This window comes from Cobetia sp. cqz5-12 (genome assembly GCF_016495405.1).
Lineage (GTDB): Bacteria > Pseudomonadota > Gammaproteobacteria > Pseudomonadales > Halomonadaceae > Cobetia.
Genome location: NZ_CP044522.1, coordinates 3,191,259 through 3,210,238, shown reverse-complemented (window position 1 = coordinate 3,210,238; position 18,980 = coordinate 3,191,259). Strand labels below are relative to the sequence as shown.

14 protein-coding genes are annotated in these 18,980 nt (G+C 62.6%); 11 read left to right on the top strand and 3 right to left on the bottom strand.

What is annotated here, in order from left to right; all coding sequences use genetic code 11:
* Window positions 1-288 precede the first annotated feature (288 nt).
* Window positions 289-2,589 carry a phosphoenolpyruvate--protein phosphotransferase gene (gene ptsP, locus F8A90_RS13435; protein ID WP_166018871.1) on the top strand — a complete coding sequence of 767 codons (2,301 nt, stop codon included), beginning with the start codon at window positions 289-291 and terminating at the stop codon, window positions 2,587-2,589.
* Here the strand turns inward: ptsP and F8A90_RS13430 are convergent.
* On the bottom strand, window positions 2,582-3,544 hold the full coding sequence (locus tag F8A90_RS13430; RefSeq protein WP_200017449.1) for an NRDE family protein: 963 nt from the start codon (window positions 3,542-3,544) through the stop codon (window positions 2,582-2,584). The genes ptsP and F8A90_RS13430 overlap by 8 nt on opposite strands.
* A 162-nt stretch (window positions 3,545-3,706) precedes the next feature.
* Here F8A90_RS13430 and F8A90_RS13425 point away from each other — a divergent pair, with 162 nt between their 5' ends.
* From F8A90_RS13425 to F8A90_RS13380, 10 genes are all read left to right on the top strand, one after another.
* On the top strand, window positions 3,707-6,520 hold the full coding sequence (locus F8A90_RS13425) for a response regulator (protein ID WP_200017448.1): 2,814 nt from the start codon (window positions 3,707-3,709) through the stop codon (window positions 6,518-6,520).
* 73 nt (window positions 6,521-6,593) lie between these two features.
* Window positions 6,594-7,376 carry a sulfite exporter TauE/SafE family protein gene (locus tag F8A90_RS13420; protein WP_043331430.1) on the top strand — a complete coding sequence of 261 codons (783 nt, stop codon included), beginning with the start codon at window positions 6,594-6,596 and terminating at the stop codon, window positions 7,374-7,376.
* 127 nt (window positions 7,377-7,503) lie between these two features.
* Window positions 7,504-8,307 (top strand): prolipoprotein diacylglyceryl transferase, encoded by an 804-nt coding sequence (gene lgt, locus F8A90_RS13415; RefSeq protein ID WP_200017447.1) that lies wholly within the window; start codon window positions 7,504-7,506, stop codon window positions 8,305-8,307.
* Between the two features lie 215 nt (window positions 8,308-8,522).
* Window positions 8,523-9,317 carry a thymidylate synthase gene (locus tag F8A90_RS13410; protein ID WP_200017446.1) on the top strand — a complete coding sequence of 265 codons (795 nt, stop codon included), beginning with the start codon at window positions 8,523-8,525 and terminating at the stop codon, window positions 9,315-9,317.
* Window positions 9,314-9,865 carry a dihydrofolate reductase gene (locus F8A90_RS13405; protein WP_200017445.1) on the top strand — a complete coding sequence of 184 codons (552 nt, stop codon included), beginning with the start codon at window positions 9,314-9,316 and terminating at the stop codon, window positions 9,863-9,865. Before F8A90_RS13410 ends, F8A90_RS13405 begins: the two co-directional genes overlap by 4 nt.
* A gap of 103 nt (window positions 9,866-9,968) precedes the next feature.
* Window positions 9,969-10,979, top strand: coding sequence for a ProQ/FINO family protein (locus F8A90_RS13400; RefSeq protein ID WP_200020040.1), 1,011 nt, complete (start codon window positions 9,969-9,971; stop codon window positions 10,977-10,979).
* A gap of 419 nt (window positions 10,980-11,398) precedes the next feature.
* Window positions 11,399-12,388 carry a TRAP transporter substrate-binding protein gene (locus F8A90_RS13395; RefSeq protein ID WP_200017444.1) on the top strand — a complete coding sequence of 330 codons (990 nt, stop codon included), beginning with the start codon at window positions 11,399-11,401 and terminating at the stop codon, window positions 12,386-12,388.
* A gap of 97 nt (window positions 12,389-12,485) precedes the next feature.
* Entirely contained in the window at window positions 12,486-13,070 is a 585-nt protein-coding gene (locus F8A90_RS13390) for a TRAP transporter small permease (protein ID WP_200017443.1), read from the top strand.
* Window positions 13,067-14,452, top strand: a complete 1,386-nt coding sequence (locus F8A90_RS13385) for a TRAP transporter large permease (protein ID WP_200017442.1) — start codon at window positions 13,067-13,069, stop codon at window positions 14,450-14,452. The genes F8A90_RS13390 and F8A90_RS13385 overlap by 4 nt, the downstream gene beginning before the upstream one ends.
* Window positions 14,453-15,004: 552 nt before the next feature.
* A complete protein-coding gene (locus F8A90_RS13380; RefSeq protein ID WP_166018862.1) occupies window positions 15,005-16,051 on the top strand; it encodes a porin in 1,047 nt (348 codons plus the stop codon).
* A 242-nt stretch (window positions 16,052-16,293) separates the two neighbouring features.
* Here F8A90_RS13380 and F8A90_RS13375 read toward each other — a convergent pair whose 3' ends face one another.
* A complete protein-coding gene (locus F8A90_RS13375; RefSeq protein WP_200017441.1) occupies window positions 16,294-17,277 on the bottom strand; it encodes a carbohydrate kinase family protein in 984 nt (327 codons plus the stop codon).
* Window positions 17,277-18,959, bottom strand: a complete 1,683-nt coding sequence (gene pgi, locus F8A90_RS13370) for a glucose-6-phosphate isomerase (protein WP_054555572.1) — start codon at window positions 18,957-18,959, stop codon at window positions 17,277-17,279. Before pgi ends, F8A90_RS13375 begins: the two co-directional genes overlap by 1 nt.
* Between the last annotated feature and the right edge of the window lie 21 nt (window positions 18,960-18,980).

Genomic DNA, 18,980 nt, shown 5'->3' with positions numbered 1-18,980 from the left:
GCTCGCCGAGGGGGCCTCGCTGCATGAAGCGCGGGGCGCTTGCGGTACGCCTGGCGCCAGTGGCTCACCGGTCGGCACTGCCAATGCGGCGGCGGCCAAGGGGCTCGATGGCACAGGTGCCATTGACCCCGGGGCCGGTGACGCCAGTGCCGAGGGGCCAGGGCGTCATTCGTCCGGCAGATGGCGTTGATGGGCGCGGGTGGCTGAGCGTGGGTCACGCCGCCCTGGCTGTGCAATCACCTTCTCGACGTCTTCGATGCGCGAGATACACCATGCTTGAGGTACTCCATGCTTGAGGTGCTACGTCGTATCGTTCAGGAGGTCAATGGCGCACGTTCTCTGGACGCGGCACTGGCGACCATGGTGTTGCGCATACGCAAGGCCATGAAGACGGATGTCTGCTCCGTCTATCTGCTGGCACCGGAAAGCGATCGCTTCGTGCTCAAGGACACCATTGGTCTGCGCTCGTCGTCGGTGGGGCAGGTCAGTCTGGCACGTGGCGAGGGCCTGGTCGGGATGGTGGCGCTCAGAGAAGAGCCGCTCAACCTCGAGGATGCGCCCGCACACCCCCAATTCCGCTATTTCGAGGAGACCGGAGAGGAACGTTTCTCCAGCTTCCTCGGTGTCCCCATCATTCATCAGCGTCGCGTGCTCGGGGTGCTGGTCATCCAGCAGCACGAGAAGCGCCGTTTCGATGAAGGTGAGGAAGCCTTCCTTGTCACCCTTGGCGCTCAGCTGGCGGGAGTGCTGGCTCACGCGCTGGCCACGGGGGCGCTGGGCAAGCTGGCCGGCACCAGCGGCCAGGCGACCTTCTCCGGCGTGGCCGGCTCGCCCGGTATCGCCATCGGCAAGGCCTTCGTGCTGTCCCCACCCGCCGACCTGGACGCCGTCCCCGATCTCATCCCCACCGATATCGAATTCGAGATCGCACGCCTCAAGGAGGCGATCAACGCCGTGCGCGAAGAGATTCGCGTCGCGGCGGAGCGCCTCGCCAGCCGTATCTCCACCCAGGAACATGCGCTGTTCGAGGTCTATCAGCAGATGCTGGGTGACGCGGCGCTGGGACAGGAAGTCGAGAAGCGCATCCGTGAAGGGCAGTGGGCGCCGGCGGCGCTGGCCGATATCGTGCGCCGCCATGTGCAGTACCTCGAGCGTGTCGATGACGACTATCTGCGCGAACGAGCCGCCGACATTCGGGATCTTGGACGCCGAGTGTTGTCACACCTTCAGGAAGAGGGTGACAGCGGTCCGATCGAATATCCGGAGAACACCATTCTCATCGGCCACGAGATCAGCCCCGCCACGCTGGGGGAGGTTCCGCGTGAACGCCTCAAGGGGCTGGTCGCGGTCAGTGGCTCGAGTACCTCGCATGTCGCCATCCTCGCGCGTGCGATGGGGATTCCCACCGTGCTTGGCATGGTGGATCTTCCGTTGTCGCGACTGGGCGGTGCACCGGTCATTCTCGATGGTCACCGTGGTCGACTGGTGGTGCGTCCCGAGCTTGAGCTCGGCGCCTACTATTCACGGTTGATCGAGGAGGAGCAGGCGTTGAGTGCGCTGCTGGAGCAGGAGCAGGATCTGCCAAGCGTGACCCCGGATGGTCATGTTCTGCCGCTGATGGTCAATACCGGCTTGGCGCTGGATTCCGTCGCGTCGCTCAAGTCGCGGGTCGGCGGAGTCGGGCTTTACCGCACCGAAGTGCCGTTCATGATGAGTGACCGCTTCCCCAGCGAACAGGAGCAGGCGCGTCTGTATCGTGAGCAGCTGCTGGGCTTTGCGCCGCTGCCGGTCACCATGCGCACGCTGGATATCGGCGGCGACAAGGACCTGCCCTATTTCCCGATCAACGAGGCCAATCCCTTCCTGGGCTGGCGAGGCATCCGGGTGACACTCGATCACCCCGAGGTATTGATGGTGCAGCTGCGGGCCATGCTGCGTGCCGCGGAAGGGCTGGACAATCTGCGCATCATGCTGCCGATGATCTCGGGAATCGAGGAAGTCGATGCGGCGCTGGCGCTGGTCAATCGGGCGCTGGTCGAGCTGGCCGAAGAGGGCATCAACGTCTCGCGACCGAGTGTCGGCGTGATGATCGAAGTACCGGCGGCGCTCTACCAGCTGGAAGCGCTCGCCACCCGGGTCGACTTCTTCTCGGTGGGCTCCAATGATCTCACCCAATATCTGCTGGCGGTGGATCGCAACAACCCGCGCGTGGCGAGTCTCTACGATGCCTGCCATCCGGCGGTGTTGCGCGCCCTGGCACGTCTGTCGGAAGAGTCGCGTGCGCTCAAGATGCCGGTGAGCGTCTGCGGTGAGCTGGCGGGCGACCCCGCCGGGGCCTTGCTGCTGCTGGGCATGGGCTTTGACAGCCTGTCGATGAATGCCCCGAGCCTGCCGCGCGTGCGCGCGGCCATTCGGCGAGTGTCACTGAGTGCGGCGCAGGGACTGGTGGACGAGGTACTGTGCCAGCCCACCGCCGATGAGGTTCATGCCCTGTTGCTCCATCGCCTGCAGGCGTGGGATCTGGACCACCTGCTGCCACCGCGCGACAACGCGCCAGTGGCACAGAAGGCCGGCGAGACGACTAGCTGAGTCGCCAGCTGCCGATATCTCCTTCCTCGCCGCTCTCCGTGGCGATCGAGCGTGTCCTGGCCCTGCGGCTGGCGATGGTGTGACCTTCAGGGCTGAAGCGGCGTTCCAGCAGGGTCAGGATCTGCACCACATCGGAGGCATCAGCCGTGTCCCTGGCCGAGTGGCGTTGCCAGCGCACCAGGGTCGAGGCCCGCGTGCCATATTCGGTACTGACGATGAACGGGCTGGACAACAGGACTTCGCGTTCGAGGGCAAGCCCGGTGGCCGGCAGCTGATTCACCGCGGGCCGCCAGTCATCCTTGAGCAGGCCAAGTAGCGCATCGTCGCTCAATGGTCGAGCGGTTGTTTCGCCAGCACGGGCTGACGGGGCGAGGAGGGCTGCCAGGCGTTCGCTCAGGCGTCGTTGCTTGGGCCAGTCGACATCGGGATGGCTGTTGCTCAGGCTGTGGATGCCCGCGTCGAGTCGGCTCACCTCGGCCCCTTGCGGGCCATGATGCAGACGCCACAACGCCTTGCCATCGCAGACCAGCAGGTTGCACCAGTCCACGGCTTCAAGCGTCAGCGCAGACAGCTTCTGTGCATCCGCTCCCTCCAGTGCCGCGGGCACGCTCTCTCCTGCGACCAGTGCGCGCAACCAGTCTTCAAGGCGCCAGCGTGAGCATCGGCCCAGTGCCTGACGTGCCGCTGCCGCGACCAGCTGGCCACGGCTGATGCTGGCCGTCGGGGCAGGGCGGTCCAGCTGGCGCACGTTGGTCAGCGTGGCGAGGCTGCCGGCGGGGTGCATGACCAGCCAGCCGCCGCCGGCCACCAGGTCGCGCCCGCCGCACAGGACACCATCCGGCCATACGCAGAGCCCGGCGGTGGCGCGTGCGTGAAATTCATCTCGATTGCCGATCAGTAGCAGGCATTCGCCCCGCGCCGAGTCCGGTTGCCAGTCAAATGCCATCAGGCACATGTCGCCACTCCATCAGGGGGTCGGGAGAAAATAGCGCCTCTGTCACGCTGGCACTGCATGACGCCTGACGGCGGCTTGCGTATGCTGCTGCTTTGTCTCGACAGCTTGCGCTGGTCAGCGGTCGGGCTTGCCGACGCCTCACCTACAGGATGCTTTCAGATCATGTTCTCGCGCCGTGCTTCCTCTGTCGAGCCACCGCCTGCTGTGGCAGTGGCTTCGAATGCCCAGAATCCCGCCAGTGGCCTGGAGAAGGTCTGGGCGCGCATGATTCGGCTGACGGCTGGCCCGCTGCTGCTGGCGGAGCTGGCGGTGGCGTTGAGCTTTCTGGTCGGGGCCGCCGTGGTCTGGGACAGCACGCAACATGCCGCCGTCGATACCGCGCTGGGGGAGCTCAGGCAGGAGCATTCACTGGCCACGGCGCTGGTCAGCGAGCGTCTGGAGACCCAGCAGCGTCGCCTGCAGATTCTGGCGCGCTATGCACGGCGCCATCTGGACTTCGGGGCCAACACGAGCAGCGCCTATGACGATGGCCTGGACCAGTTCTCGCTTACCGAGCAGGGTCAGTTGTTCAGACCGGTATCGCGTGGGGGAGCCGCACTCTACGGCGAATTCACAGGACCGTTGAGCGATGAGGATCGCGACGCCGGACGACGACTGATGCATATGCAGTGGCTGCTGTCGGACCTCTACTCGTCGGACCCCCTGATCTCACGCCTGTTCGTGAGCCTCGATAACAGCATGGTCATGCTCTACCCCTGGTTCAACGTGCTGGACGCCTTTGCGCCGGGCAGCGATTTCATGCCCTATACCGGCGTGCTGCCGGACACCGTGCGTCAGCTTGCCGAGAACACCGACAATGGAGCGGCGCGCGTGGTCTGGCTGCCGCAGCACCCGGGGCCAGCCGGTCTGCCACAGATCACGGCGCTGGCGGAGGTCTCTCTCGGCAATGGTCAGAAGGCGCGTGTTGGGCTGGATCTCGCGCTGCCGCAGATGGAGGCACGTCTGCTACTGCCGGGCCATGCCCCTTCGGATGCCTTCTGGCTGGTCGATGACCACCTGAACGTATGGGCGGCCAGCAGCAATGTCGGCGACGGCCTTTCTCAGGAGCTGCCCGCGGATATCGCCCGCGAGATGGATACCAGCCTGCGCGGCGCCACGCTGGATGACCCGCATGGGACTCAGGTGGTGGTGTGGGACAGCTTGCCGGTCACGGGTTGGCGCCTGGTGTCCAGCACGCGACTCGAGGTACCCGGTCAGGTGCCGCTGCTGACCCTGCTGCTGGGCAGTGGTGGCGCGCTGCTGCTGGTGTTTGCCGTCGTCATGCTCATCTTGCAATGGCGGCTCAGGCGCATGGACCAGCGCCTGGGGCAGCCCCTGGAGTGGTTGGCGCGCCAGAGCGAGCGTATCGAGAACGGTGAGGTGATGGAGGAGTATCCGCCGGTGGGGCGGCAGGCCTATCCGGCGGATGACATCCTGCGTCGCCATCGTGGGGCCGTGGCCTTGCTGCGTCGGGGTCGTGGCCATGAGCTGGATGCCTTGCCGCTGCCGGCCTTCGTGATGCGCCATGGTCTGTTGGCGATGGCCAACCCGGCCTTCGAGAAGCTGTTCGGGCTGGTATTGCATGAGGCGCTGGGGCGGTCGGTGGGCAGCTTGCTGATGCTGGAGCCCAACCCCAGCGTGCCCAGCAGTCGTGAACTCCGGGTACATGACGCCGAGGGCCGCATGCGGCGGATGCGGCTGGAACTGTGTCGCTTCAACAATGACCCGGCGCAGGTGCTCGGCGTGATGATCGATGAGTCAGAGCACGATCAGGCCAGCCAGCAGTTGCTGGTCGCGCGTGACCGTGCCCGCGAAGAGGCGCGTCTGAAGAGTGATTATCTGGACATGCTGCACGCTGAACTGACGCCGCCGCTGCAAGGTCTGGTGCGCAAGCTTGGTCAGCTCAGGCGTGAGCGTCATATCGAGGATGCTGAGCTCAGCCTGCTGCAGGGGCGTCTCGACAGCGTGGCGCAACTGCTGGATGCCCTGACCGAGCGCGAGGAAGTGGTGCGGACGCCGCTGGAAGAGAATGACTTCTCACCGACCGAGACGCTCGGGGCACTGCTCGAGGATATGCAGCAGCGCCATCATGATGTCGGCTGCCCCTTCGAGTGGCAGCTGGGGCCGATGCCGGAGGCATTGCGCGGTGATGTGCGTCGCCTTGCGCAGCTGTTCGAGCATCTGGCGGAAGGCTGCGTGCGTCACGAGAGCGCCAGTCATCAATCCTTGCTGCTTGAACAGCAGCAAACCTGTGACCTGCCGGCCTGTCGCGATGCAGCGTTCTCTGCCGAGGGCTCAGACGATGAGGGCGCTGGCTGTTGTTGCCTGCGGCTCGAACTGCGTGGGCATGTCGGTCTCGATATCAGCCATCAATCGCCCTCGAGTCTTGTCATGGCGCGGCGCTTGATCGACGAGCTGGGCGGCAGCTATCGCCAGATCAACGTGGACGACGAGCAGGCGCTGGAAATCCTGCTGCCGATGACATGGCCGGGCAAGTCCACTGAAACCCGTATCCTGGTAGTGGATGACGGGCCGGTGAATGCGATGCTGGCGCGCACGGTGCTTGGGCGGCAGGGGTTGTTGGTCGATACCGCCAGCAGCGGTGAAGAGGCGCTGGCCGCACGTGAACAGCATTTCTATGCACTGGTGTTCATGGATATCTTCATGCCCGGCATGGATGGCGTCAGTGTCAGCCAGCGCTGGCGCGAGCAGGAAGCCGCCGCCGGCAGCGGGCGGCGCAGTGTCATCATCGCGCTGACCGCCAATGCCAGTGAAGCCGATCGCGAGCGCTTCTTCGCCGCCGGGCTGGATGATTATCTGGGCAAGCCCTACCGTCCCCAGGCGCTGATCGACAAGGTCAGCATGTGGCTGCCTGACGTGACACTGACGCCACGCGCGTCCGGCAACAGCGAAGGTTCGCTATCAACAGACGGCTGACGGTCATGGCGCTGAGAGGCCCGGGCCACTCTCGGCAGACAGTCACCGCAATGCAGCATGAGAGGAGTCGGGTATGTGGTGGTGGTATCCCCTGTTGGGCGCAGTCGCCGGCATGATTGCGGGGTTGTTCGGGATAGGCGGCGGTCTGGTCATCGTGCCGGTGCTGGCCGCGGCCTTCGTGCTGCAAGGCGTCGCGCCGGAGGTGTTGATGCATCTGGCGATCGGCACCTCGCTGGCCACCATCGTGGTGACCTCGCTGTCGTCGGCGCGGGCGCATCATGAGCGCGGTGCGGTGCGCCTCGACTGGCTCAAGCGTCTGTTGCCCGGGCTGGTGGTCGGCACCGGGCTCGGCGTGGTGCTGGCCAGTGAGCTGAGCGGCGAGACGCTCAAGCTGGCGTTCGGCGTCTTCGTGCTGCTGGTGGCGGCAAAGCTCGGGCTGGACCTCAAGGTGGGCCAGATGGCCCAGGCCCCCGGGCGGGTCGGTCAGTTCGTGGGCGGCAGTACCGTCGGCGTGATTTCCTCGCTGTTCGGCATCGGTGGCGGCACGGTGATGGTGCCGATGCTCTCCAGCTGGCAGGCTCGCATGACTGAAGCGGTGGGGACTGCGGCCGCGGCAGGCTTTCCCATCGCGCTGACCGCCGCACTGACCAACATCGTGGTCGGCTGGCATGCCCCCAATCTACCGGAGCACGCCATCGGCTATGTCCACTGGGTAGCGTGGCTGGGCATCGTGCTGGTGTCGGTGCCCTTCGCGCGCCTCGGGGCGCGGCTGGCGCATGCCTTGCCGGCCCTGCTGCTCAAGCGCCTGTTCGCGCTGATTCTGGTCATCGTCGGACTGCGGTTTCTGCTGGCGTGAGCGGGAATACGCTGCCTCAGGCAGGTCGTGTTCATGCTTTGACTGTTATGCTCTGCCCGCCTGAGAGGCGATGACTGCATCGCCCAGTACGTTGGTAGAGCCCGACTTCCTCATTCAAGGTTTTCACATGTTGCAATATCCTGAGATCGACCCCGTGGCGCTGGCGCTGGGGCCCTTCAAGATTCACTGGTACGGGTTGATGTACGTGATCGGTTTCGCGGCGGCCTGGGGGCTGGCGCGAGCACGTCGCGCACGTGTCGGCCTGAGTCAGGACGCGGTGGGCGACCTGATCTTCTTCGGTGCCCTGGGTGTGGTGCTGGGTGGCCGCCTGGGGTACGCGATCTTCTACGGCTTCGACAAGCTGCTGGCGGATCCGGTGTGGATCTTCAAGGTCTGGGATGGCGGCATGAGCTTCCATGGCGGCCTGTTGGGCGTGTTGATCGCGATGCTGATGTTCGCACGTCGTCATCAGCTGACCTTCTTCCAGCTGACCGATTTCATCGCGCCGATGGTGCCGATCGGCCTCGGTGCGGGGCGCTTGGGCAACTTCATCAATCAGGAGCTGCCGGGTCGCATCACTGATGTCTCCTGGGGCATGGTCTATCCGCTCTACGGGCCGGAACCGCGTCATCCCTCGCAGCTCTATCAGTTTGCACTGGAAGGCGTCGCGCTGTTCGCTATCCTGTGGTTCGTCTCGCGCGAACCGCGTCAGAAGGGCTTGATCTCCGGCCTGTTCCTGCTCTGCTACGGTGGCTTCCGGTTCATCACCGAATTCTTCCGTCAGCCGGATTCCCAGCTCGGCTTCATCGCCTTTGACTGGCTGACCATGGGCCAGCTGCTGTCGCTGCCGATGGTGCTGTTCGGGCTGCTGTTGATGGCCTGGTCGCGCGGTCAGGAAGTGGCGCAGCCGCCGGTGCCTCGGGCTTCCTGAGGTGGCAAAGCAGGCGTGAATACAGGGGGCATTCGGTGTAAACTGGCCCCCCTGCCAGATACGCAAGAACGCGGCCATCGGGCCGCGTTCTTGCGTATCTGGCAGCGTCAAATATCGTCGATTGAACGATTCGAATTCATGAAGAGGCTGGCGCAGGGCGATCCACGGCTCCGCTCGCTGCGCCAGCCTCTGACACGCCGTACGGACTCGCCACCATGCAACCCTATCTAGACCTGATGCGCCATGTGCTGGAAAACGGCACACAAAAGGGCGATCGCACCGGCACCGGCACCCTGAGTGTCTTCGGCCACCAGATGCGATTTGATCTGGCCGAAGGCTTTCCGCTGGTCACGACCAAGAAGCTGCACCTGCGCTCGATCATCCACGAGCTGCTGTGGTTCCTGAAGGGCGATACCAACATCGCCTACCTGAAGGAAAATGGCGTGCGTATCTGGGATGAGTGGGCCGATGAGAATGGCGACCTCGGGCCGGTATACGGTTACCAGTGGCGCAGCTGGCCGAACCCGCAAGGCGGTTCCGTCGACCAGATCAGCAACCTGATCGAGCAGATCAAGACCAACCCGGATTCGCGCCGTCTGATGGTCTCGGCCTGGAACCCGGCGCTGGTGGACGAGATGGCGCTGCCGCCCTGTCATGCACTGTTCCAGTTCTACGTCGCCGATGGTCGTCTGTCCTGCCAGCTCTATCAGCGCAGCGCGGACATCTTCCTCGGCGTGCCGTTCAACATCGCAAGCTATGCACTGCTGACCCAGATGGTCGCGCAGGTGTGTGGCCTCAAGCCGGGCGAGTTCATCCATACCCTCGGCGATGCCCACCTTTACAGCAATCATCTCGAGCAGGCGCGTGAGCAGTTGACGCGTGAGCCGCTGGCGCTGCCACGACTGGTGTTGAATCCGCAAGTCACGGATCTGTTCGACTTCACCTTCGATGACATTGCCATCGAAGGTTATGAAGCCCATCCGCATATCAAGGCGCAGGTAGCTGTATGAGCGATAATGAATTTTCCCCGCTGACGGCGGCGGCTGACACCGTCGTGCCCGTCGCGATGATTGCCGCCATGTCGGTCAACCGTGTGATCGGCGTCGACAACCAGTTGCCGTGGTATCTGCCGGAAGACCTGAAGTTCTTCAAGCATGTCACCCAGGGCAAGCCGGTGATCATGGGGCGCAAGACCTTCGCCTCCATCGGCAGGCCGCTGCCCAATCGCCTCAACATCGTGGTCACGCGTGACAGCGAGTTCCGTCACGATGGCGTGCGGGTCTGCAGTGACCTGGCCGCCGCGCTGAGCATGGCGGACCACCACGCGATGATCGAAGGCGTGGATGAGATCATGGTGATCGGTGGCGGTCAGATCTACGCCCAGGCGCTGCCGGTGGCGACGCGTCTCTATCTCACCGAGGTTGCGGTCGAGATCGAGGGCGATGCCCATTTTCCGGCACTGGATGCGAGCTGGCAGGAAGCGCAGCGTGTCCCGGGGGAGAGTGGTGAGGGCCTGCCGGCCTATGACTTCGTGCGCTTCGAGCGCCGCGACGTCTGAGCCACCGGCTGGCCGGCGTGACCTTTACAGTCAGCAGGTACTGACACAGACTGGTGCCAAACGGAACTGCCCATAGCGTGCAAGGGAGGCTCAGGCCTTGACGATGGATCGCCTCGAAGCGCTGTATTCTGCGCTTGAACATGAAGCCGACACACAGCGACAGCAGCGTGACGGAGAGCGCCAGGCCCGTGCGGCCCTGGAGTCGGAAAATGCCCGCCTGCGCGATGCGCTGGCCCAGCTGGAGCAGCAGGCGACGTCTGCTGCCACGGCAGATGCCGATGCGCATCAGCGTGCCCTCGCAGAAGCCGAGCGTGCACTGGCCGCGGAGCGTCGTGAGCGTGAGCAGCTCGCTGAGCAACTCGCGGCGGCGCGCCAGACCCTGCAGGAGCAGCAGGCGCAGTTGAGCGCGGTGAATGAGGCGTTGCTGGCGCGAGATGCGCAATTGCGCGAACTGGCTGAGCAGGTTGAGCAGGCTTCTGCGCCGCCCCCCTCCACGAATGCGAATGCGGAGGCGGAGGCGGGGCTGGCAGCGCAGCAGGAAGCTCAGGCAGAACGCCTGGCCTCAGAGCGCCTGAACGTGAGTCAGCCGGTAGCTGCCACCCAGTCAGCGTCGGCTGCCGACTCGTCCGGGGCTCAGACGCCGCAAGCTCAGGTACCGCAGGAGCCGGAAGCGCATCAGCCGAGTGAGGCCGATCAGGGCGTGGCCCCGCAAGCACAGCAGGCTTCTCAGCCTGAGGCGGCGCCATCTCCCCATGCGCTGCTCAAGCAGTGGTACAAGCGCTACCCGGATACCTTCTTCAAGGGTCACACCCGGCCGTTGAAGATCGGCATCCATATCGAGCTGCTGGAAAACGAGCCCTGGGATGACAAGCTGGTGCGGCGCGCGCTGGCGGGTTATGTCCATCTACCGCGATATCTGAAGGCGGTACGGGCGGGCACGCAACGCGTGGACCTCTCGGGTCAGTCGGTGGGTGCCGTGACGGAAGATGAGGCACGTCATGCTCGTCAGCAGCTTGATGAGCTGACGCGCCAGCAGAAGGCGCGAGAAGAGCAGGCAACCGATCAGCGCATCAGCCACAAGCTCAGCGAGCTGATGACCAAGCATCGTCCCTGAACACAGTCCTTGAGCACCGTCCCTGAGTACCGTCCCTGAGAATGTTCTGGCAGGTGGTGTGACAGCTGAGGAAGACGCTCGGTCGACAATGATCGGTGCTAACAGACAAGGCCCCTGTGCGGATTCCCGCACAGGGGCCTTGTCGTTGGTGGGCGGAAATCCGCACAGCTCCCTCATAAACTGCCAGCGCCGGCGGAATTCGGCTCACTTGTGTGAGAGTGTTGCGCGACTTGTTCGTCTGCAACTCATTGAATTGTCTGGATTGTCTTGTCTATCTGGCGGCTGTGGCGCAATGCTCGCAGTGTCTCGGCTATCCCTGCTCGCGCCACACCTCTGCGCGGCTTCATGTTGGAGTCGCGCAGACGGGATATCGAATGCCTTACAAGATCAACAATATCCGCAATTCAAGAGGATTCGCCATGCGCCTTATCAAGCCAGCCCTGACCGCTCTGAGTGCTGCCATCCTGTTTGCCTCAGCGACGGCCATGGCCGACCCGATCACCATCAAGTTCTCTTACGTGGTAGCCGAAAACACCCCCAAGGGCCAGATGGGCAAGAAATTCCAGCAGCTGGTAGAGGAGCGTCTGGGCGACAAGGTGGAAGTCGAGCTCTACCCCAGTTCGCAGCTGTACGGTGACGACAAGGTGCTGGAAGCCATGCTGCTGGGCGATGTGCAGCTGGCGGCACCGTCACTGTCCAAGTTCCAGAAATATACCGATCAGCTGCAGGTCTTCGATCTGCCCTTCCTGTTCAAGGACATGGGCGCCGTCGAACGCTTCCAGAGCAGCGAGACGGGCCAGTCATTGCTGACGTCGCTGGAATCCAAGGGGTTGGTGGGGCTCGGTTATCTGCATAACGGCATGAAGCAGCTGTCCGCGTCATCGCCGCTCAAGACACCGGAGGATGCCGACGGCAAGAAATTCCGCATCATGACCTCCGATGTGCTCGAGGCCCAGTTTGACGCGGTGGATGCCGTCTCGCTGAAGAAGCCGTTCTCCGAGGTCTTCATCCTGCTGCAGACCAAGGCCATCGACGGCCAGGAGAACACCTACTCCAACATCTACTCCCAGAAGTTCTTCGAGGTGCAGCCGTATATCACCGAATCCAACCACGGCGTGCTGGATTACATGGTGGTGTCCTCGGCGCGCTTCTGGAATGGCCTGCCGGATGATGTACGTGGCGAGGTCAAGTCGGCGCTCGATGAGGCCATCGTCTACGGCAACCAGCTCTCCGAAGCCAAGAACATGGAGGCCAAGCAGGCCATCATCGATTCCGGTCAGAGCGAGATCATCACGCTTGACGATGCCCAGCGTCAGCAGTGGGTCGACGCCATGAAGCCGGTATGGGGCGAGTTTGCCGACGACATCGGTCAGGACATCGTCGACGCCGCGGAAGCTTCCAACCAGTAAGCCACCAGGCCATCCATCGCTTGCCCCATCTTGAGCGCCAGGACATCGGTGAGCTCGCGTGGGGCAAGTGTCCTTGAGCGACATGAGGATTCTTGCCATGGCACTACGATGGCTTTACAAGGCGGAAGAGACACTGTTTTCGCTGCTGCTGGTAGCGATGGTGCTGCTGGTCTTCGTCGAGGTGGTGTTGCGCTTCGTCTTCAATACCGGCATCAGCTGGTCACAGGAGGCCACGCTGTATCTGGCGGGCTGGTTCGTGCTGATCGGCGTGTCCTGGGGGGTCAAGCAGGGCGCGCACATCGGCGTGGACGTCGTGGTCAAGATGCTGCCGATGTTATGGCAGCGCGTGGCGACCTTGCTGGCGCTGGCGATCTGCATGGCGTACTGCGTGATGCTGCTGGTCGGTAGTTATGAATATCTCTCGCTGATGAAGATGATAGGCATCGAGCTTGAGGACATCGCGATTCCCAAGTGGTACGCCCTCACCATTCTGCCCATTGCCATGTTGCTGCTGATGCTGCGCTTTGCGGTGCTGGGCTGGAAGGTGATTCGTGGCGATGCCAGTGGCTTCGGTTTTCATGACGAAGGCGAGGACAGCATGCATCTGGTGCAGACGGAGGCGCCGGGTGGCCGAGACAGCGGTGATGTTGGCCGTGACAGTGATCAGGGAACACCACGATGACCATAGCCACTTTGTTTGCGCTGCTGTTCGGCGGCATCTTTCTCGGCATGCCGATCGCCTTTGCGCTGGGCTTCTCCAGCGTCACCACGATCCTGCTGTTTTCCAATGACTCACTGGGGTCGGTGGCGATCAAGCTGTTTGAGGCGCTGTCGCATCACTACACTCTGCTGGCGATCCCGTTCTTCATTCTCTCCAGCACCTTCCTCTCGACCGGTGGCGTGGCACGTCGCCTGATCACCTTCGCCACCGATGCCATCGGCCACGTGCGCGGTGGGCTGGCGATGGCCTCCGTATTGGCGTGCATGCTGTTTGCCGCTGTATCCGGCTCTTCTCCGGCCACGGTGGCGGCAATCGGCTCCATCGTGATCGCGGGCATGGTGCGCCAGGGGTATACCGAATCCTTCGCGGCGGGCGTGATCACCAATGCCGGGACACTGGGCATCCTGATTCCGCCGTCCATCGTGATGCTGGTGTATTCCGCCGCCACGGAAGTCTCGGCGGCCAAGATGTTCATGGCCGGCCTGATACCGGGCCTACTGATGGGCGGTATTCTGATGGTCGCCATCTATATCGCGGCGCGGATCAAGAAGTTGCCGGCACAGCCTTTTCCCGGCATGCGGGTGCTTGCGCGCTCCGGCCTGATCGCCATGGGCGGTCTGATGTTGATCTTCATCGTGCTGGGCTCGATCTATGGCGGCGTGGCCAGTCCCACTGAAGCCGCGGCCGTGGCCACGGTGTATGCCTGGTTCATCGCCGTGGTCGGCTATCGCGACATGGGCCCCTTGAAGAACGTGCCGTGGCGCAAGGGCAACGAAGCCTGGGGGAGTGCGGGGTTGCGCGCGCTGTGGCAGGTACCTGCCGGTCTCCTGGGCTCCTTCACCGATCAGGAGGTCAAGAAGGTGGTGCTGGATGGTGCGCGCGTCTCGATGATGCTGCTGTTCATCATCGCCAACGCGATGCTGTTTGCGCATGTCCTGACCACGGAGCGCATTCCGCACACCATCGCCGAAACCATCATCGGCTGGGGGCTGCCGGCGTGGGGCTTCTTGATCGTGATGAATCTGCTGTTGCTGGCGGCGGGCAATTTCATGGAGCCTTCGGCCATCCTGCTGATCATGGCGCCGATCCTCTTCCCTATCGCGACGCAGCTGGGGATCGATCCGATCCATCTCGGCATCATCATGGTGGTCAACATGGAAATCGGCATGCTGACGCCTCCGGTGGGGCTGAACCTCTTCGTGACGGCGGGAATCACCGGCAAGCCGATGACCTGGGTCATTCGGGCAGCACTGCCGTGGCTGTCGCTGTTGCTGCTGTTCCTGGTGTTGATCACCTACGTACCATCCATCTCGCTGTTCCTGCCCAACTGGTTGAGCAGTTGAGGATCACTGTCCACTGAACAATGTGTGATGACAGGGCTTGATGACAGGGCTTGATCATTGAGCTTGATGACTGATCTTGATAGCAGACTCATGAATGAATCATTGGCACAGGGACGGTGCCTTTCATGAAGATAAAGCTGAGAGGAAACCACAACTTGGCATCAGACAAGCACAGCAGTTGACGGGGTTTTGTTCTGCGACTTTTGTCGCAAGCGAGGTTTTTCCACAATGAATCCGAGATTAACGCTAAGCGTTGCGCGCGATGACGCAGGAAACCGCGTCAAGACGCATGGTTGTCATGAATCCTTCATTCTTGAGCCCTAGAGTATGCTCACGCCAGACAACCGACCGATGGATAGGTTCAGGAGTGGTGATCGAAAACAGTGTTTTTTTCTGTTGCACATCCTGAAAGCCCGGTATATGGTTTCCCTGCGAGCATTGGATAATAACTAGGCCACAGAGTTTTAGAGGCGTCATCAAGCGCCCGGAACCTTGGTCACTGCCACCGGCAGACACGATCGAACAGTTAACGCTAGTTAAGGAACTATCGCGATGAAAAAGACACTTCTGGCTACTGCCATCGCCGGCGCTGCTGCCCTGGCTGCTACTTCTGCTTCCGCTGCTACTGTCTACAACCAGGACGGTACCAAGCTGGACATCTACGGTAACGTTCAGCTGGCATACTCTTATGTCGACCAGCTCGGCGGTGACCCGGAAAGCGAGCTGGGTGACAACGGTTCTACCTTCGGTGCCAAGGGCGAGCACAAGATCAACGACGATATCGTTGGTTACTTCAAGGCCGAGTGGGAATATGACGCTGACGAATCCAAAGGCGGCGGTAATGGCCTGAACGATGGCGACCAGTCCTACGTCGGTGCCAAGGGTTCCTTCGGTGACGCGCGTATCGGTTCCTGGGATCAGCTGATGGACGACTGGATCCAGGATCCGATCTCCAACAACGAATACTTCGATCTGACTGACTCCAGCGGTAACATTTCTGGCGACAGCTCGGTTCGTGAAGGCAACAAGCTGCAGTACATGTCTCCGGTCATGGGTGGCATGCAGTTCGCCGTCGGTTCCAACTTCGAAGGCGACGGTGAAGACGAGAACGTCACCGATTCCAACCAGGCATCCTTCTATGCCGGTGGTAAGTACACTGTCGGTGGTTTCTCCATCGCTGCCGTGTATGACGATCTGGGCCAGTTCGACGGCGTAGATGACGGTACTGGTGCAAGCCAGGGTGATATCGGTGAGCAGTATGGTCTGACCGCTCAGTACACCGTTGATGCACTGCGCGTTGCTGTGAAAGCCGAGCGCTTCGCTGCCGATGCTGACAACGCTGATGTCGACTACTACGGTATCGGTGCGCGTTACGGCTACGGCATGGGCGACGTCTACGGCGGCTACCAGTACGTCGATGCAGAAGATGGCTCTGACCTGGCTGCTGACAATGGCGGCGACGACAGCTTCAACGAATTCAACCTGGGTGTGACTTACAACATCTCTTCCGCGATGTACACCTACATCGAATACGCCCAGTACGACCGTTCTGGCGATGCTGGTGACGGCGCTGCAGTCGGCATCTACTACGGCTTCTAAGACGTCTTCAATCGTCTAGCAAGCTAACGAAAGCCGGTCCCTCGGGGCCGGCTTTTTTACGTCTGTCTCTTCTGCGATGACTGACTTTCTGTCAGATGAAGGGAGGGTGGTCAGTGTTCAAGCATGAGAGACATGATCACCAAAAAGCCCCTTTGATCTGATGATCAAAGGGGCTTTTATCATGTGCTTTCCGGGAAAATGATAACGCTGGTCTGTTGTTCGTCGGCGTTATTGTCCGGCCATCATTTCATGGCGTCGAGATCTTCACGCTTGGGCAGTGCGGCATAGGCACCCGGGCGAGTCACGGCGAAGGCGCCGCAGGACGCAGCACGCTCTAGTGCGGCGTTGAGATGGCTCTCGTCTTCGCACCAGTCGCTCAGGTTGTCGGCATGGATGCCGGCTTCGCTGAGGGCTGACAGGAAGCCGCCGATGAAGGCATCGCCACCGGCCGTGGTATCGACCGCCTTGACCTTGGGCGGCGTGATGCTGACGGTCTCGATGTCGCCGCTCTGCTTGCGCACCAGGGCGCGAATCACGCCCGGACCATCGGTAAGCACGATCAGGCGCACACCGGCCTTCAGGCGCGCTTCGAGCCAGTCGGTCTGCGGCTGGCTGCCGGTCAGGGCCTCGACCTCTTCCTGGGACAGCTTGAGGATGTCGGCGTTGTCCAGCAGACGCGTGACCAGGGTCACATCGACCTGCTGGTTCGGCCACAGGTTGTGACGCAGATTGGCATCCACGCTGACCAGAGAGCCTGCGGCACGTGCGCGAGACGCCAGCACGAAGCTGGTGTCCGCGATGCCGGCGTCGGTCAGGCTGTTGCTGCACAGGTGGAAGATGGCGGGAGTCGCGAACAGCTCAGGTCCGGCGTGCTCCGGACGGAACAGCAGGTCAGCGGCCGGCGGACGATAGAAGTCGAAGCGGCGTTCACCCTCTTCATCGCGAGACACGAAGGCGAGCGCGGTGCGCGCCTGGCTGGTGCGCTTGACGTGATCCATCTGCACGCCATGGGCGCTCAGCTCGTCGTGCAGGAAGTCGCCGAAGCTGTCCTGACCCAGCATGCCGACGAAGTGGCTCGGCAGGCCGAGGCGGGCACAGGCCACCGCGACGTTGGCCGGTGCGCCGCCCGCGTAGGGCGTGAAGGTTTCCTGCTCGACGGCCTGGCCGCCGAGCTTGTTGGAGAGCATGTCGACGAGCGCTTCGCCGAACGCGATTACCGGAGTCATCAGGAGGAGGTTTCCTTGCGAGTGGTCGTCGTGGAGCCTTTGGCTTTCTTGCCCGGCTTGTCGTTGCTGTCATCCGCCTGGGTGGCGCCACCGGCAGGGAAGTGCTCGCGGACCAGTGCCAGCAGACCCTGGGTGGACGGATCGAAGGCCTTCACGTCGGTATCGATACGCGCGCTGATTTCCCCGGCGATGCGCTTGCCGAGCTGCACGCCCCACTGGTCGAAGGAGTTGATGTTCCAGATCACGCCCTGCACGAAGACCTTGTGCTCGTAGAGGGCGATCAGTGCGCCGAGGTTGCGCGGGGTCATCTCATCCAGCAGCAGGGTGCTCGACGGGCGGTTGCCCGGGCAATTGTAGTGCGGATCGAGGTTGCTGCCATCCTGGCTGCCTTCCATGAAGGCGTTGGCCTGCGCCAGCATGTTGGTGATCAGCGCGAAGTGGTGCTCTTCGGTGCCCGGCTCCGGCTTCAGCGAAGCGATGAAGTCGATGGGCACGTAGCGAGTGCCCTGGTGCAGCAGCTGGAAGAAGGCATGCTGACCGTTGGAGCCGGTCTCGCCCCAGACGATCGGGCCGGTCTTGTAGTCCACCGGGCGGCCGAAGATGTCGACTGACTTGCCGTTGGATTCCATGTCCAGCTGCTGCAGGAAGGCAGGCAGCTGATGCAGGGCCTGATCGTAGGGCACGATGGCCTGGGTCTCGGCACCCATGAAGTTGATGTACCAGATGCCGATCAGCGCCATCAGGACCGGCATGTTCTCGGCCATCGGGGCATTGATGAAGTGCTGGTCCATCTCATGGGCGCCTTCCAGCAGCTCCATGAAGCCTTCATAGCCGATGGACAGGGCAATGGGCAGGCCGATGGAAGACCACATGGAATAACGACCGCCAACCCAGGCCCAGAATTCGAAGACGTTCTCTTCGCGAATGCCGAATTCCTTGGCCGCCTTGCGGTTGGTGGAGGCCGCGACGAAGTGGGCGCCGACGTCGGCATCCTGACCGGCGTGCTCCAGGAACCAGCGGCGCGCCGTCTTGGCGTTGAGCAGGGTTTCCTGGGTGGAGAAGGTCTTGGTGGAGACGATGAACAGCGTGGTGGCCGGATCCAGGCGCTTGAGCACCTTCTGGATGTGGTTGCCATCGACGTTGGAGACGAAGTGGAAATTGATTTCCGGGTGGCGATGCTTGAGCAGCGCACGGCAGGCCATGTTGGGGCCCAGATCAGAGCCGCCGATGCCGATGTTGACCACGTCGCGAATCCGCTGGCCGTCGAAGCCTTTCCATTCACCGCTGCGCACGGCTTCCGAGAAGGCGCGGATCTGCTCACGCGTCTTGTGGATTTCCGGCATCACGTCCTTGCCATCGACGATGACCGGCGTGTTGGTCTGGCTGCGCAGTGCGGTGTGCAGCACCGGGCGATTCTCGGTGACGTTGATGATGTCGCCGGAGAACATCTGCGCGCGACGTTGAACGAGTGCAGAGTGCTCAGCCAGTTCGACCAGCGCCTCCATCACCTCATCGGAGATGTGGTGCTTGGAGTAGTCGAGGAACAGGCCGCCGACGCGCAGGCTCATCTTCTCGAAGCGCTTGGGATCCGCCGCGAAGTAATCGCGGATGCGGTCGTTGCGGGTCACCTCGCCCAGCCGGGTCAGCGCCTGCCAGGAAACACTACGGGTCAATTGCAGCATGGAAGTGTCCATCGTATGGGT